Raw genomic sequence first — 14,711 nt, forward strand, 5'->3', positions numbered from 1 at the left:
CGACGCGTTAAATTCTATAAAGATTGTAAGATTTTTGGCTTACCAAATGCCGTAATCGGCTTAATCTCGCCTTTAAATTTCTCGATTTGAGCAAGCACGGTGTGGGCCGAGTTGCTTTGCGCGAGACTTGACGTGCCTTTATCAAACGTAAGCACATTTACGCAGCCGTGCTGGCAGAGGCTCTTTTCGCCCCAAACCTCGGGATCGTACCACGCGCCCTCGCAGATCGCTGCGACGCGCTCAGGCACGATGTCGGTGACTAGCACGCCCGCTAAAATTTCGCCGCGATCGTTGAAAACGCGCACGATGTCGCCGTTCGCAAGCCCGCGCGCTTCGGCGTCTTTTGGATTGATAAGCACCGGCTCTCTGCCGCTAACCTCGGCGAAATTTCTGATGATTGAGTTGTTTAGCTGGCTGTGCAAGCGGTAGCGAGAGTGCGGGCTTACGATGTGAATCGGATATTTCGCCGTCTTTTTCGCATCGCCTAGCCACTCCTTAGGCTCGATCCAAGTAGGCATCGGCGGGCAGTCGGCATAGCCCATCTTAGCGATTACCGGCGAGTAGAGCTCGATCTTACCAGACGGCGTGCCGAGGCGATTTTTGGCGGGATTTTCGCGGAATGCCGCAAGACGCGTATATAGCGCGCTACTCTCGTCGTCCTTTTCAAAGCGCACGAAGCCTTTGTCGTAAAATTCCTCAAAGCTAGGCATCGTTATATTTAGGCCTTTGGCTTGCTCTACGGCATCGGCGTAGAATTCCTTCATCCAGCCTAACTCGTCCTTGCCCTCGCTAAAGACCTCGCCGTATCCCCAGCGCTTGCAGATCTGCTCGCAGATCCAAAAGTCGCTCCTACTCTCGCCCATCGGCTCGATTGCAGACCTGTAAGCGACTATATATTCGCCCGTAGCGCCCGTTTGGTTGATGTCGTTGCGCTCGACCTCGATCGCGACGGGAAGCACGATGTCGCTAAGCTTCGCCGTACTCGTCCAGTAAGGCTCGGCGGTGATGACGGTGTCAAATTTACGCCACTGCCTAACAATATTATTCACGTCTTGATGGCGCGTAAACATCGATCCGCACGCCATATAGGCGACTCTCATATGCGGCAGCTTGATCTTGGTGCCGTCATAATCGATCTGCTTGCCCGGATGCTCCAGCGCCTCTATGCTGCGAGAGGACGGGATGGTGATGTTTTTCGCGCTTTTCCAAGGCGCAGAGCCCGTGTTTTCGTATTTCTCATCTATGCGCGTGCTAAGTCCCTTTAAAATCGGAGCCACTTTATTCGTAGCGCCTGCAGAGCCGTAGCCCAGGCTAAATTCAAAGCCGAGACCCTCCTTGCCGATATATCCCAGCATCGCATTAAGCGCCACTAGCGCCCAGAAAGGCTGCTCGCCGTGATCTGCGCGCTGCAAACCGCGACCGATCAAGATCGTAGTCGGCTCCTTTGCAAGCGCTGTAGCAAATTTCGCAATAGCCTCCTCGCTAAGCCCGCAAATTTTGCTCGCCCAAGCTGCGTCCTTTACGATTTTATCGCTCTCGCCTAGAAAATACGCTTTAAATTTATTAAATCCAACGGTATATTTTTTGATAAATTCCTCGTCGTAGAGGTTGTTCGTAAACAGATAATGGCACATACCGATGATGAGCGCGGTGTCGGTGTTCGGGCGCACAATGATATCTTCACTGCCGAAGTAACGCGCGGTATCGTTTCTCATCACGTTTACGCTGTAGGTTTTGATGCCCGATTTTTTAAGCTCTTGCATGCCTATGTAGCCGTCATGCGTAGGCGGAATGGATGAAATTTGATTGGTTACCGCAGGATCGGTGCCCCAAAATACGACGTTTTTGGCGTTTTTGACGATCGCTTTCCACGTAGTAGGCGCGTCGTAAACGGCGCTTGAGCCCAGCACGTGAGGCATGATGACGAGCCCCGCGCCGGTCGAATAATCGCCGCTTTCCTCTACGTAGCCGCCTAAAATTTTAAGCATTCGGTGCGCTACGGTGCGTCCCCAGCCGATCTTGCCGCTACCGCCCCACCAGTAGCACTCGCCGTAGATCGCCTCGGCGCCGTATTTGTCGAAATTTTCTTTCAAAGCCTTCGCCGCTAAATCAAGCGCTACGTCCCAGCTAACGCGCACGAACTCCTCTTTGCCGCGCAGTTCGCTTTTGGCTGCACCTTTAGCCTTTAGATAGCTTTTGCGCACCATCGGATAGAGCACGCGGTTTTCGTTCTGCACGGAATCGGGCAAGCTGTAATTCATCGTGTTTGGAAATTTATCGCCTTCAAAATCGCTTACCGAAACGATCTGCGACGAGTTTAAATTTAGCCAAAAAGTGCCGAATCTATTTGCGCCGAATACCTTTTTGTTATCAAAAATCGTCTGCGTTACTCCCTCAATCCTGCTAGCACTTGCTGCGCTTGCGCCTAAAATCCCTGCCTTTAAAAAGTCTCGCCTTTTCATCTGATCTCCTTTATCATTCAGGTTTTTTTGCGTTGTGTTGTAGATATTTTATGATCAAATTTAGCTCGTCGCCCTCGAGCGCTACGTAGTTTGCATTGATCATCTCTTGTAAATTTGCAGGCCACTGATTTGCCGTGAAGCTCTTTGGCTCATGCAGGCGGTGACACGCTGAGCAGATCTGCTCGTAGTTCGTCTTTGCCTCCGTATAAAGCGCCTTAGCGTCCTTGGCTACGGCATCCGAGCCAACCTCGTAAATCCCCTCGACCTCATACCAGATCTCGCCGTAATCGTCCTCGAGCTTTTTGCCCCTTTTAAAATTTGCTTCGGCTTCATTCGTAAAAATCGCGTAAATTTCAGCCTCTTTCATATTTTTTTGTATTTGAAGCTGATAGTTTTCGCTCACGACGCCTTTAATTTTAATCTTGGTAACGCCACCTTCGCTGGATATCACCTCGATCGGTGTTAAAATTTCAGCCTCGCCGATTGCTTTTCCCTCCTGCGAGATCGTAGCGGTTTTAGAGATTACCTCTCCGCCGAAAAGCGAACACGCACAGATAAATGAGATAAAAATTTTCCTCATAAAGTATCCTTTCTAGGTTGTCTTTAACGCGAATTATAAATCAAAGATAAATTTAAATTTGTCGCGATTGCGACGAATTTATCCTTTTTATGTAAAATTTACGTGAAATTTTATGCAAAGAGCTGCTATGATAGATAGACTAAATAACGATTACAGCGAGAAATTCGACTTTTTAAGTAAGGAGCGGATTGCTAAATTTAGACGCGAGAGCTACGCTCGCGGCGACGTGATCTACGCGCAGAAGTTTAAATTTATCATTCTGCTGCGCGGCAGAGCGAAGCTAAACTGCTACGAAAACGGCAAGGAATTTATCTTTAGCTTCGTAAAAAGCGGCGCCTACGTCTGCTTGGATAAGAACACGAGCCTTGAAATTTTAAGCTACTGCGAGACGCTGCAGATCAATATCTCGGAGCTTTTCGAGCTGCTTGGAGACGAGTTTGCAAGCTCGATCATAAACGCGCTTATCAAAAACATCTACTCGCAGCGGATTTTGATCAAAGAGATCGTCTTTGCAAAAATCCAGACGCGGATTTTAAATTTTTTAAATCGCATCGCAAACGCAGATAAGATCGTGGAGCTTCCCTTTAATATAATGACGCTGGCAAGCCTGCTCGGAGCACCCAGACAAAACGTCTCTCAGGCGATTACGAAGCTCGTAAACGACAAAAAGATCGTGAAATTAAAGGGCAATAGGATTAAAATTTTGTAGTTTGAATCTCGCGGCGGATCTAAATTTAAATATAAAAGGCTATTTTGAGCGAAACCGCCTCGTAAAAAAGGGCTAAAACCAAAATGGAATTAGCCCTAAATTTAGCCTATTTGCAAAGACTATGCAGGCGCTTTAAAAAATCGAGCCTCTGCTTGCGGGTCGCAACGGATCGTCTCCAAAGCGGTTACCTCCGTTAGTGCCTTGCTGGATAAAAAATACGATCAATACTATCGGGCCTATTATCGGGACAAGAATTAACAGATAAAACCAGCCGCTTCTATCGGTATCATGCAGACGCCTTACTGCTACGGCGATAGAAGGTAAAAGTATTGCCAATAAAAAGATTGAGTTAATGAAACCGATCATTCTACCGGAACTCGTAACGGCATAGGTGCCTAAAAAGCCGTCCAATACTAACGTTACGATTCCTAAAAGTGCCGCAAATAATGCAAACCACCAGTACTCTGAACGTGGCGCACGCCCCTCAAAATTGCAATAATTCTCTTTGAGACAAGTGCGAATAGACTCCATAAAAGTCATCTCAAACTCCTTTTTAAAAATAAGATAAATTATATAACAATGGCACTTAAATTTGTCCTTTATATTGATTAAATTTTAAAATTTACCTTCGCCACCGCGCTGTCTGGCAAATACATTAAAATTTATCTCGAATGAACTTAATAGCGAGCTGTTTGATAAGCGGAGGAGGGTAGGTTAGGCGGAACAGATTTTGCTTTTTCGCTCGCGTTAAATGACAAAGTAGGGTGGCTACGACTGGCGCAACTATAATAGCGATTTTATCCGCTTGCCACGCCGTAGCTGCTCAAATTTTAAAATTTAGCCCTTTTGACGGCTTAAAATTTTAGAAATTTTTGCAGCGTCGTAAGTTTTTGCCTGCGCTTTTAGAAACTCGCAAAGCTCCTTCTGCTTGCAAAGGCCGTGAGCGAGCAAAAACTCCGCCGTCATCTCGTCATCCAGCACCACAGCTACTTTGATAAGCGTTTCGATCTCCTTTTTATCAATGCTCGCAAAGCTTTGGAATTTTAAAATTTCGTCCAAATAGCGTAATCTCTCGTCGCGGAATTCTTTAAATTTGGCTCCCGCGGCAAACTCCCTCGCAGCAAGCGGCAGCGCCTCCCTATATCCGAGAATAGAAACGTTATTGTCGCTTAAAAATATTAATTCGCTGCCCGCAACCGAGCCGACCACGTCTTTCGTATCTCGCGCACCGTTTGCGATCAAAAACTTAAATGCCTCGAAATTATCACTTGCCGCGGCATCTCGCAGCAGCCCGCTAGTCTTGGCGTTCGCGCCGTTTTGCACCAAAAGCTCTAAAAGCCGCATCGCATCGGCGCTATCAAAGTGATAAAGCTTTGCCGTCTCGCCGCTAAATTTCGAGCCGAAAAAGATCGCGAGCTTTAGCGGCGAGAAAAAACCGCCGTCTCCGCCGTAATTGAGATTTGGTTTAAATTTAAGGATTTTTTCTATCCGCTCGAAGTCAAATTTTGAATTTCGCAGCACCTTCGGATTAAAAATGAAAGCAGTGAAAATTCTATCTTTAAACTCCCCGAAATCCTCGTCGATCCTGCCCCTGTTTTGCGCCGCGAAGGCTAAAAGTGCGTCCAAGCCCGCATCAATCTGCGCATCGCTAGCATTTTCATCGTAAAAAATTTCAAAATTTGGCTGAGATAAATTTGACTCTGCTTGCTGTGAAGCAGAAACTCTCGGATCATCCTTAGCAGCGCCGAAAGTGCAGACCGCAAGTAAAAGCCACAAAAAGATAGAATTTTTCATATCGCCCTCGCTTAAATTTTGCGCGATTATATCAAATCTAAGGCTAAATTTAATGGCGCCTTGAAATTTCATAAAAAGCAAATGACAAATAAATTTAGCCTAAAAAAGCACCTTTTGATTTTAATTTCGCTAGAATTAGCCATAAATAACCTAAACAAAGGAGCGGCAAATGAAACTACTTTTTACTTTGATCTTGCTTTGTGCGGGGCTTTTTGCAAACACGCTGCAAGAGATCAGAAATAGCGGCGTCATTAGAGTAGGCGTCAGAGACGGCAGACCGCCTTTTAGCGAGATTAGCGGTGGTAAATTTGAAGGCTTTGAAATCGAGCTTGCCAATGCGATCGCAAAGGCGATTTTCGGTGCTAAACAAGGCGAAGTGCAGTTTGTCTCTCTAAGCGCCGCCGATCGCGTCTCGTATCTAGTCAATAATAAAGTTGATATAGTTGCAGCTACCTTCGTCATCGATTCGGCGCGCAAAAATCATGTAGACTTCTCGATGCCGTATTTTTCGACCAATCTCGGCGTACTAACTCGCAAAGCGGATGCCATCAAAGATATATCGCGTTTGCGCGATATGAGGCTCATAACCGAAGAGGGCACGACCGTAGATAATTACCTCAAAAAAGAGAAATTTAGCAACGTAAGCTACTGCAAAAGCACAAGCGAATGCTACGCGATGATCCGAGACGGCAAAGCTGACGGATACATCAATCTAAATATCACGGTGCTAGCCTACGCCGTCGTTGACGATACGCTCGAAGTGCCGTTTCAAAACTTCGGCAAGCCAGATTTCATCGGTATTGGCGTGCAAAAAGGAAATAAGGAGCTACTTGATTTTATCAACGCAGAGCTTGTCAAACTAAGCAAAGAGGGCTTTTTCAAAAAGGCTTATCAGGACACTTTCGAGCCTTTTTACCGCGGTACGGCGGATAAAAAATACTTCCTTTTAGATGGAATTTATGACTTACTATAAAAGCGTAGAGCTAGAAATTAAAATATAAAATTTATCGAAGGCAGTTTGCATAACGAATAAATCTTGGGATTTAAAATTTTTCAAATTCATGAAATTTTAAATCCCCACTTCGCCCCTAAATTTCAAACCTGAATACGTGCGGTGATTGAATTTTAAACCGCTTGCATTTATTTTCTCTAAAATATATAGTGCTATAATTATTTTAAAACTAAAAAGTAGGGGGCTTTTTATGAGATTACTTTTTATTTTAGCCTTATTTTGCGCTAGCATTTTTGCAAATACACTAGATGAAATCAGGCAGGCAGGTGTTATCAGAGTGGGCGTGCGCGAAGGTCGTCCGCCGCTAAGCGAGTCTAATAACGGCAAGTTTGAGGGCTTTGAAATCGAGCTTGCTAGCTCGATCGCCAAAGATATTTTCGGCGATAAAAAGGGTGAAGTGCAGTTCGTAGCCGTAACCGCGGGCGAGAGAATCCCGTTTTTGAAAAATAACAAGGTCGATATGGTTATCGGCACCTTTATGATTACGCAAGAGCGTAAGAAGCAGGTGGATTTCTCGCTGCCGTATCTATCGGTAAATTTTGGCATCGTAACGCGTAAAGAGGATCAAGTGAAGGACTTCGCACAGGTTCGCGATATGAGAATTTCAATCGAAAAAAATCCCAACGGCTCAATGACCGAGCGCTATTTGCGTAAAGAGAAATTTAGCAATTTGGTCTATTGCAAAAATACTTCTGAGTGCTATGCGATGATGAAGGACGGCAGAGCCGACGGCTACGCCAATGACAACATCATCGTCCTAGCCTATGCCGTCGTGGACGATACGCTCGAAGTGCCGTTTAAAAACCTAGGCGCGGCGGAATTCTTAGGCGTCGGCGTGCAAAAAGGCAATCAAAGCCTGCTTGATTTCATCAATGCCGATCTAATCAAACTAAGCAAAGAGGGCTTTTTCAAAAAGGCTTATGAGGACACTTTCGAGCCATTTTACCGCGGCACTGCGGATAAAAAATACTTCCTGCTAGACGGAATTTATAATATGCTTTAGACCTTAGAATTCTAAGGCGCGGAATTTTGAAATTTTAAAATTCCGCCTCACACGCGGCGAGTGAAATTTTACGATCTGCAAATTTTGGAATTTTTGTAGCTACAAAATTTCGTAAAATTCTAAAATTTAAAATTTTATCTTACGCTCGGTTTAAAAACATCTATTCCATTCGGAGCAAAATTTCACGCTATGATAGAATTTTAAAATTTTATGTATGACGGAATTTTAGAATTTTACCCGCACCGAGAATTTTAAAATCCCATGCTGCAACAGAATTTCGTAGTTGAGGGCTTTTGCGCTGCGATAAAATATAAAATTTATCGTGCGGTGTAGAATTCCGCAGATAAGCGAGATAAATTTAAAAGGATAAAATTCTGCGTGAGGCAAATTCTGACTCACGGCAAAAGCGCGGTCGTCGCAGATACTATCTTTAAGCTTTCAGCCGTTAAATTTTATTCAAACGCCTTGTAATGCGCCTCGTCGGCGAATTCTAGCATCTCGCGATCGCCCCTGCTGTCGCCGTAAGCGATAACGCGATCAAACGCGCTCACGTCATATGCCGCGCGCACGCGAGCGACCTTTTGCGCGCCGTAGCAGTTCTGCCCCTCGATCTCGCCCGTGATGATGCCGCCTTTGCGCCGTATTTTAGTGCCTAAAAGCTCCAAGCCCTGAGCGTCGCACCACGGACGCAGCCAGTCTTCGAGCGAGGCGGTAACGATGACGACCCTATCGCCCGCGGCTTTATAGCTTGCGATCTTGTCCATCGCGCTTTGTTTTAGGATATCTTCGATGTGGGTGGTGGAGTATTTTTTGCAAATTTTATCGAATTTATCGGCGCTCATGCCCGCAAAAAAGTAGCCCAAGAGCTTTCTGCGCGTAAAATTATTGCTCGCAAGACCTAACTTATACGCCGCTAAAATGGGCGATAGCACCAAAATCCCGCGAAAAAATTTCTTAAATCCGACCACGTAGGCGACGAACTCGAGCAGCGAATCATCGCGCGTGATCGTGCCATCAAAGTCGAATAAAACAAGATTCATTGCCTCTCCTAGCAAAATTTCAGAAGCGTAAATTTTAAAATTTGCCTATAAAAAAAGCGTGAAATTTAAAAGCTAAATTTCACGCCGAATTTTAAAATTTCATCTAAAAATTCTATTTTTTCGCCATTCGTCTGCGCGTCGTAGGGTCTAAGTATCGCTTGCGCACGCGGATATTTACGGGCGTAACCTCCACAAGCTCGTCCTCCTCGATCCACTCCAGCGCGCGCTCTAAATTTAGCGCACGCGGCGGCACGAGTTTGATCGCATCGTCGCTACCGCTCGCGCGGACGTTGGTTAAATTTTTACCCTTGATCGGATTTACGTCCAGATCGTTCGGACGGCTGTGCTCGCCGATGATCATACCCAGATAGACCTTCGCCTGCGGAGCGATAAAAAGCACGCCGCGATCTTGCAGATTCCACAGGCTGTATCCTAGCGCCACTCCGTTTTCCATACTCACGAGCGCGCCGTTTTGTCGCTTCTCGACCGCGCCGATGAAAGGGCGGAATTCCAAAAAGCTATGATTCATCACCCCTTCGCCGCGAGTATCGGTCAAAAACTGCGAGCGAAAGCCGATGAGACCGCGCGCCGGGATCTCAAACTCCATACGCGTCTGCCCGTCGCCGGTAGGATTCATCACCTTCATCTCGGCCTTTTTGCGACCGAGCTTTTCGATGACTGTACCGGTACAATCATCGGGCGCATCGATGACTAGATGCTCGAAAGGCTCGCATTTGATGCCGTCGATCTCTTTAATGATGACTTCCGGGCGCCCGAGGCAAAACTCAAAACCCTCGCGGCGCATATTTTCAGCCAAAATCGTGATCTGCAGCTCGCCGCGGCCGCTTACTTTAAATTTTCCCTCGCCCGCGTTTTCATAGCGCATCGCGATGTTGGTTTTCATCTCCGCTTCCAAACGCTCGTCGATCTTATTTGAGGTTACGAATTTACCCTCCGTGCCGGCTAGCGGTCCGTCATTTACGCTGAAAATTACGCTAAGGGTCGGCTCTTCGATATGCAGCGCATCAAGCGGGACCGGATTATTGGGATCTACGATGCTATCGCCTACGTCAAGCGCGTCAAAGCCCGCGATCGCCACGATGTCGCCCGTGCCCGCCGCATCAATGTCAGCGCGCTCAAGTCCGTTAAAGCCGATGAGCTTTGAAATTCTGCCGTTTATGTGCGTGCCGTCTGCTTTGGCTAGCATAACGCTTTGGTTCTTGTTTATCGTGCCGTTAAAAATCCTAGCGATGCCGATCTTACCGACGTAGTTATCGTAATCGAGCGTGAAAACCTGCAGCTGCAAAGGATTATCATCGCTGCCGCTAGGAGTAGGGACGTGAGAGATGATCGTCTCAAAAAGAGGCTTCATATCGGTGCTTTCGTCGTTTAGATCGTATTTTGCATAGCCGTTTTTGGCCGCGGCGTAGATGACGGGGAACTCGAGCTGCTCGTCGTTTGCGTCAAGCGCTACGAAAAGATCAAAAATTTCATTTACCACGCGGTCCGGATCGGCTGCGGGCTTGTCGATTTTATTTACGACTACGATAGGTCTGAGCCCTAAAGATAGCGCCTTTTTCACGACAAATTTTGTCTGCGGCATAACGCCTTCTTGCGCATCGACGAGTAAGAGTACGCCGTCCACCATCTTTAGCACGCGCTCGACTTCACCGCCGAAATCGGCGTGACCCGGAGTGTCGATGATGTTGATTTTAACGCCGCCGTAGTGGATGGCGGTGTTTTTGGATAGGATCGTAATACCGCGCTCGCGCTCTATGTCGTTGCTGTCCATCACGCGCTCGCCGACTTCTTGGTGATTACCGAAGGTGCCGGACTGTTTTAAAAGCTCATCTACGATAGTGGTCTTGCCGTGATCGACGTGTGCGATAACCGCGATATTTCTGATATTTTCCAAATTTCTCTCCGTTTATAATTTCAAAAACTGATGATTATACTAAAAAAATTCTTAAGATCAAAATTTACGAATACTCTTTGACTTCACAGACAAAAAACTCATAAACCCGCTGTTGGATCAGCGCATCGTCATCATCATCTCCGATTAAACGGCGTAGATGCGAAAAATCAATCTTTTTGATATATTTTTTGTTATTTTTGATATCTCTGTCGATCTCTTTTAAAAGCGAATCTAAATTTAAGCTTTTATAGGTTTTCGCCTTTAAGATATACTCTTTTACGATGGAGACCAGCACGCCGATGCGCTGCTCATCACCCGGATAAATTTCACCCGCTATATCTTTGATCGCGTCGTAATCCTCGTCGGTCTGCTTCTTTTTGGCAAGTAGCATAGCGGCAAAAATTTTGGCTCTAAACTCGATAGAGCGATGATGAGGGATAAAAACCTCGCGAAATACGGATAAAAGATGATTCTTGAAATTCATTTATAACCTTACTTTAAGAAACATTTCCATATAATCCCGATTGCCCTTTCTTAGACCTGTGCAATGCTTTTTTTAGGCACCGCTTCAGGGTAGGAATACAGCAGAGCACTTAGATCTCGCATGTGCCGCAGCCATCTGGGAAGGGGTTTTATAAATCGATCTTATTAAGTCCGAAATGCTCTTTGAAATCCTCGCAAACACTATAAAAATCGACGCCTTCAATTTTCGGCTTTGCTTTGAAAAACTCTAACATCGAATTATACCCGCTAAGCAGCTCCTTGCTCTTTACGCCGTAACTGATCGAAATTCCAGCCTCAAAAAATGCCGCTAGCTTATCACAATACTTAAGCGCTTTGCCGTCGATTGTGCGAAATTTATCTTCGTTAAACATCTTTAGGCTGCCCTCTGCAAATTTAGGCTCCTTGCCTAGCTCGAAGGTGCGGTTTTCAAACTCGTCTTTTATAAATTTACTGCCCTCTTTACGGATACCCAAAATATAACTGAAATCATCTCGCATATGTTCCGGCACGAATGGTAAAATTTTATCGTCTATTAGCCGCATCTCATATTCGCTAATGATGTCGCTAAGACCCTTAACGCCGTATTTTACGGGGCTAATGATGTCGCGAGTGAGGCTTTCTGGTAGATCGTGAAATAGCGCGCAGAAAAAATTATACACCGTGCGCGAGCGACACGCACCCACTTCAAGCGAGAAAAAGTAGCTTAAGATCGCGACTACCAGCATGTGTCCAAGCACCGATGTCTCAGGGATGCGCGGCGTCTGCGCCCAGCGCTTTTGAAAACGAAGTCTGCCGCTAAGATCGACTATGCGGGCGAGCTTTTTATTCATCACGATCTTTCGCACGCCGATGAGCTCGTAATAATCCTCGAGCTCCTCCTCCACCTTGGCTTTTAGCTCTTCGATGTCGTTTAGAAACTGGCTCGTTTGATAGACGATGTTAAATTCCCACCGCGTAGAGAGGTAGCTCGCCGCCTTTAAGATCACGGCTTCTTTCTTATGATCCTTGGAATTTAGATATTTTTTAAATCGCTCGAAAAACGCGCCGTTTTGAATAGGCAAAAGATCGCTTTCGAGGACGCTTAAAACCCATTCGTTGATCTTTTTTTTCTTGGTTTTTTGGATCTGATGAAAGACGTCCGGACGGATGTCGGTTACTACGATACGCGCTAAAAACTCGAAAATCCCCGCTTCGATGACGTAGTTGATATCCACGTCGCACTCAAAGCTAGCGATGAAATAAGCGATGATAAATTTATGCGCCTGTTTGTCGAGCTCGACTAGACTTACCATCTTTGGGTAATCGTTCCAGCGGCTAATGCTTGCGGATTTAAAAATTTGTTCGACTAAATTTGAGCTTATCATCGGTAAATTTGGTCCGAGTTTATTTCGATTACCGTGTGGACGTTGCCGCGCGGATTAAAATCGCCCCTGATTTTCATAAATTTAGGCTTTAACTTACTTTGCAACGCACCGTAAATTTCATTTATACTATCCTCGTGGCTGATGTAGCGATCCATAAAGGAATTTATGTAAATTTTAATCGCTTTAAGTTCGACTACTAGCTTATCGGGGATATATTCCAAATAGATCGTCGCAAAGTCCGGATAGCCAGAGCGCGGGCAGCGGCAGCAAAACTCGGGTAGGGTAATTTTTATCAAATAATCACACTCCTGTTTATTGGGCCAAACTTCTAAATTTTTGATGTCAAATTTCTCAATTTCCTCTTCGCCGTATCTCACTATGATCTCCTTAAATTCGATATATCGTTCGGCTTTTCAACGCAAAATCCCTGAATATAATCGATGCCCATTTTATAAAGCTGCATTTGAAATTTCTCTTTGTCGATGAAACGCATCACGGTTTCAACGCCCGATTTCGCGCAAGCTTCGTTGATGCCTATAAAAATATTTTTAATCTTTTCATCGTCTAAATTTTTATTAAATTCTATGTCGTAAACGATAAAATCGACGTTTAGAAACTTTAAATACTCAAAGCTAGCGTTTGAGCCGCCAAACTGCGACAGCGCGAAGCTAAATCCGAGTTCGCGGAATTTAATTAAAATTTCGTCAAAGCGCTTGATCTCCGGGTAGATGAGCTTTTCGTTAAACTCAAACACAATCTTTTTCGGATCGATTAGGTTATTATCAATGAGTTTTAAAATTTCATTGCGAAACTCGTTATTTCGCAGCGTCTGAGGCATGATCTCGATAAAAATTTTAGCGTCGATATCTTTAAAATAGATAATCCTAGAAATTTGTCTCATCATCGAAATATCGTATTTAATATCGTAATGATTTAGAAGCAAGATATCTAAAATTCTACTTTTTGTAATCTTTTCGCCGCTTCTTAGATCAAGCTTCGGAATTAAATTTATATGAGATTTTACCCCGTTTTTATCTGCGACGCGCTGATATTTAAAACTGAAATTTTCACTATCTATCGCCTCCATAACGTCGGCGGAAAATACGTCGATTAGCACCTTTTCGACGTCGATAGACTTTTCGCCGTGCTCTTCGTCGTCCAGGTGATTGATCTTATAAAATAGCGCATTTACGATATTATGTAGATTGCGATCATAGGAGCTTGGAAGCATCGTAAATTCGCTTTTTATCTCTACATTTTTGATCGTTTGACTTGAAATTTTATGCTCAAACATCCGCAAAATATGGCTTAAATTTGTAGCTTTTGATTCCACTCCGAATACAAAGTAGCCATTTATAAAGCGACCGATCGGAAGGTCCTTAAAACCCTGCTCCGCCATAAAATTTGAAAGTTCCTTACAATACTCATATAAAATTTCATCGCCGTTTTTATAACCGTATCGATCGTTTATGTCGATGATATTTTTAATTCGCAAAAGAACGATATTTATTTGACGATTTTTGACTAGATCGTTGCTTAAAATTTTCTCGATCTCCTCGCGCACGAATACGTGAGTAACGGGATCAATCAGCGTTTTTTGAAAGCCAAAATAAATTTGATAGATGACATAATAAACATAACAAATTAAAAGTATCAAAAACAAAATTACGTCATCAAATTTAAACTCTCCGTTTCGAAACAAAATAATTCCAAAAACAATCAAAACGCAGGTAAACGGCACCGAAATTTTAAGTGCCGTTATGAAGCGATTTTCGCGCTCTTTGGTCTCACTAAATAGAACAGACATTATATATCCAAGTGTTTAACATCTTTGGCATGATCTTGGATGTAGTTTCGGCGCGGCTCGACCTCATCACCCATAAAAAGATTAAAGGTATCGCTAGCACTCTGTGCGTCTGCAATGCTAATTTTTAAAAGCCTTCTATTTTCAGGGCTCATAGTTGTTTCCCAAAGCTGCTCCGGATTCATCTCTCCAAGACCTTTATAGCGCTGAATATAAGCGCCTTTTTTCGAGCTTTTTTCGATTTCATCTAAAATTTCAATAAAATCCTTACCGAAGCTTACATCTCGCTCTTTGATCTTTGAATAAACTCTGATCGCCTCTTCAAAGATATAATTGCCAAATAAATTCTCATCTATCACAAGCTGTTCTAAGCCGCTCGGAGTTTGGACATAAATTCTAATGCCTCCATCATTTACGTAAGAATTTAATATATTAAATCCTTCGCTTTCCAGACGCGGTTTTAAAATTTTAAATAGTTCCTCGTATCCAAGGCTTCGCGCTTCGTCGTTTTCTATCAAAAATCT

The 14,711-nt window shown here is 44.5% G+C and carries 13 protein-coding genes, 1 other RNA gene and 1 pseudogene; 4 read left to right on the forward strand and 11 right to left on the reverse strand.

Features of this window, described 5'->3' with window-relative positions; genetic code table 11:
* Positions 1 to 14 precede the first annotated feature (14 nt).
* Together Q0537_RS05400 and Q0537_RS05405 are read right to left on the reverse strand one after the other, a co-directional pair.
* Positions 15 to 2,462 carry a molybdopterin-dependent oxidoreductase gene (locus Q0537_RS05400; protein ID WP_299225734.1) on the reverse strand — a complete coding sequence of 816 codons (2,448 nt, stop codon included), beginning with the start codon at positions 2,460 to 2,462 and terminating at the stop codon, positions 15 to 17.
* Positions 2,463 to 2,475: 13 nt separating this feature from the next.
* Complete coding sequence (locus tag Q0537_RS05405) at positions 2,476 to 3,042, reverse strand: hypothetical protein (RefSeq protein WP_299225737.1); 567 nt, start codon at positions 3,040 to 3,042, stop codon at positions 2,476 to 2,478.
* A gap of 127 nt (positions 3,043 to 3,169) precedes the next feature.
* Here Q0537_RS05405 and Q0537_RS05410 point away from each other — a divergent pair, with 127 nt between their 5' ends.
* Positions 3,170 to 3,751, forward strand: a complete 582-nt coding sequence (locus Q0537_RS05410) for a helix-turn-helix domain-containing protein (RefSeq protein ID WP_299225740.1) — start codon at positions 3,170 to 3,172, stop codon at positions 3,749 to 3,751.
* Between the two features lie 132 nt (positions 3,752 to 3,883).
* Here Q0537_RS05410 and Q0537_RS05415 read toward each other — a convergent pair whose 3' ends face one another.
* A complete protein-coding gene (locus Q0537_RS05415) occupies positions 3,884 to 4,291 on the reverse strand; it encodes a DUF805 domain-containing protein (RefSeq protein WP_299225743.1) in 408 nt (135 codons plus the stop codon).
* Between the two features lie 297 nt (positions 4,292 to 4,588).
* Positions 4,589 to 5,617 carry a hypothetical protein gene (locus tag Q0537_RS05420; protein ID WP_299225746.1) on the reverse strand — a complete coding sequence of 343 codons (1,029 nt, stop codon included), beginning with the start codon at positions 5,615 to 5,617 and terminating at the stop codon, positions 4,589 to 4,591.
* Between the two features lie 97 nt (positions 5,618 to 5,714).
* Between Q0537_RS05420 and Q0537_RS05425 the strand changes: the two genes are divergently transcribed.
* Positions 5,715 to 6,518: a transporter substrate-binding domain-containing protein gene (locus Q0537_RS05425; protein ID WP_298098411.1), complete on the forward strand. Its 804-nt coding sequence runs from the start codon at positions 5,715 to 5,717 to the stop codon at positions 6,516 to 6,518.
* A 229-nt stretch (positions 6,519 to 6,747) separates the two neighbouring features.
* Complete coding sequence (locus tag Q0537_RS05430; protein WP_297987633.1) at positions 6,748 to 7,560, forward strand: transporter substrate-binding domain-containing protein; 813 nt, start codon at positions 6,748 to 6,750, stop codon at positions 7,558 to 7,560.
* Positions 7,561 to 8,012: 452 nt separating this feature from the next.
* On the opposite strand, the gene Q0537_RS05435 is transcribed toward Q0537_RS05430, so the two are convergent.
* From Q0537_RS05435 to Q0537_RS05445, 3 genes are all read right to left on the reverse strand, one after another.
* Positions 8,013 to 8,600 (reverse strand): HAD-IB family hydrolase, encoded by a 588-nt coding sequence (locus Q0537_RS05435; RefSeq protein WP_299086627.1) that lies wholly within the window; start codon positions 8,598 to 8,600, stop codon positions 8,013 to 8,015.
* 112 nt (positions 8,601 to 8,712) lie between these two features.
* Complete coding sequence (gene typA / locus Q0537_RS05440) at positions 8,713 to 10,515, reverse strand: translational GTPase TypA (protein ID WP_299225749.1); 1,803 nt, start codon at positions 10,513 to 10,515, stop codon at positions 8,713 to 8,715.
* Between the two features lie 64 nt (positions 10,516 to 10,579).
* Positions 10,580 to 10,999, reverse strand: a complete 420-nt coding sequence (locus Q0537_RS05445) for a hypothetical protein (protein ID WP_299225752.1) — start codon at positions 10,997 to 10,999, stop codon at positions 10,580 to 10,582.
* 47 nt (positions 11,000 to 11,046) lie between these two features.
* On the opposite strand from Q0537_RS05445, the gene ffs reads away from it, so the two are divergent.
* Positions 11,047 to 11,144, forward strand: an RNA gene (gene ffs / locus Q0537_RS05450) — signal recognition particle sRNA small type.
* Between the two features lie 3 nt (positions 11,145 to 11,147).
* On the opposite strand, the gene Q0537_RS05455 is transcribed toward ffs, so the two are convergent.
* The 4 genes and pseudogenes from Q0537_RS05455 to Q0537_RS05470 all read right to left on the reverse strand — a co-directional run.
* The gene (locus tag Q0537_RS05455; protein WP_299225755.1) at positions 11,148 to 12,383 is read right to left on the reverse strand and encodes an HD domain-containing protein; all 1,236 of its coding nucleotides are present in this window, start codon (positions 12,381 to 12,383) and stop codon (positions 11,148 to 11,150) included.
* Positions 12,380 to 12,760, reverse strand: coding sequence for a preQ(1) synthase (queF, locus tag Q0537_RS05460; RefSeq protein ID WP_299225758.1), 381 nt, complete (start codon positions 12,758 to 12,760; stop codon positions 12,380 to 12,382). Before queF ends, Q0537_RS05455 begins: the two co-directional genes overlap by 4 nt.
* Positions 12,760 to 14,190 carry an EAL domain-containing protein gene (locus tag Q0537_RS05465; protein WP_299225761.1) on the reverse strand — a complete coding sequence of 477 codons (1,431 nt, stop codon included), beginning with the start codon at positions 14,188 to 14,190 and terminating at the stop codon, positions 12,760 to 12,762. Before Q0537_RS05465 ends, queF begins: the two co-directional genes overlap by 1 nt.
* Positions 14,190 to 14,711: pseudogene (locus Q0537_RS05470) on the reverse strand (DNA gyrase subunit B); the annotation flags it as partial. The pseudogene Q0537_RS05470 and the gene Q0537_RS05465, both read right to left, overlap by 1 nt.

Origin of the sequence: uncultured Campylobacter sp. (assembly GCF_938017775.1) — a bacterium.
GTDB lineage: Bacteria > Campylobacterota > Campylobacteria > Campylobacterales > Campylobacteraceae > Campylobacter_B.

Coding starts and splice junctions, on each gene's coding strand:
- Q0537_RS05420 (WP_299225746.1), bottom strand. CDS start 5,617: ATGAAATTTCAAGGCGCCATTAAATTTAGCCTTAGATTTGATATAATC.
- Q0537_RS05465 (WP_299225761.1), bottom strand. CDS start 14,190: ATGTCTGTTCTATTTAGTGAGACCAAAGAGCGCGAAAATCGCTTCATA.
- Q0537_RS05455 (WP_299225755.1), bottom strand. CDS start 12,383: ATGATAAGCTCAAATTTAGTCGAACAAATTTTTAAATCCGCAAGCATT.
- Q0537_RS05410 (WP_299225740.1), top strand. CDS start 3,170: ATGATAGATAGACTAAATAACGATTACAGCGAGAAATTCGACTTTTTA.
- Q0537_RS05445 (WP_299225752.1), bottom strand. CDS start 10,999: ATGAATTTCAAGAATCATCTTTTATCCGTATTTCGCGAGGTTTTTATC.
- Q0537_RS05425 (WP_298098411.1), top strand. CDS start 5,715: ATGAAACTACTTTTTACTTTGATCTTGCTTTGTGCGGGGCTTTTTGCA.
- Q0537_RS05430 (WP_297987633.1), top strand. CDS start 6,748: ATGAGATTACTTTTTATTTTAGCCTTATTTTGCGCTAGCATTTTTGCA.
- Q0537_RS05415 (WP_299225743.1), bottom strand. CDS start 4,291: ATGACTTTTATGGAGTCTATTCGCACTTGTCTCAAAGAGAATTATTGC.
- Q0537_RS05435 (WP_299086627.1), bottom strand. CDS start 8,600: ATGAATCTTGTTTTATTCGACTTTGATGGCACGATCACGCGCGATGAT.
- Q0537_RS05400 (WP_299225734.1), bottom strand. CDS start 2,462: ATGAAAAGGCGAGACTTTTTAAAGGCAGGGATTTTAGGCGCAAGCGCA.
- Q0537_RS05405 (WP_299225737.1), bottom strand. CDS start 3,042: ATGAGGAAAATTTTTATCTCATTTATCTGTGCGTGTTCGCTTTTCGGC.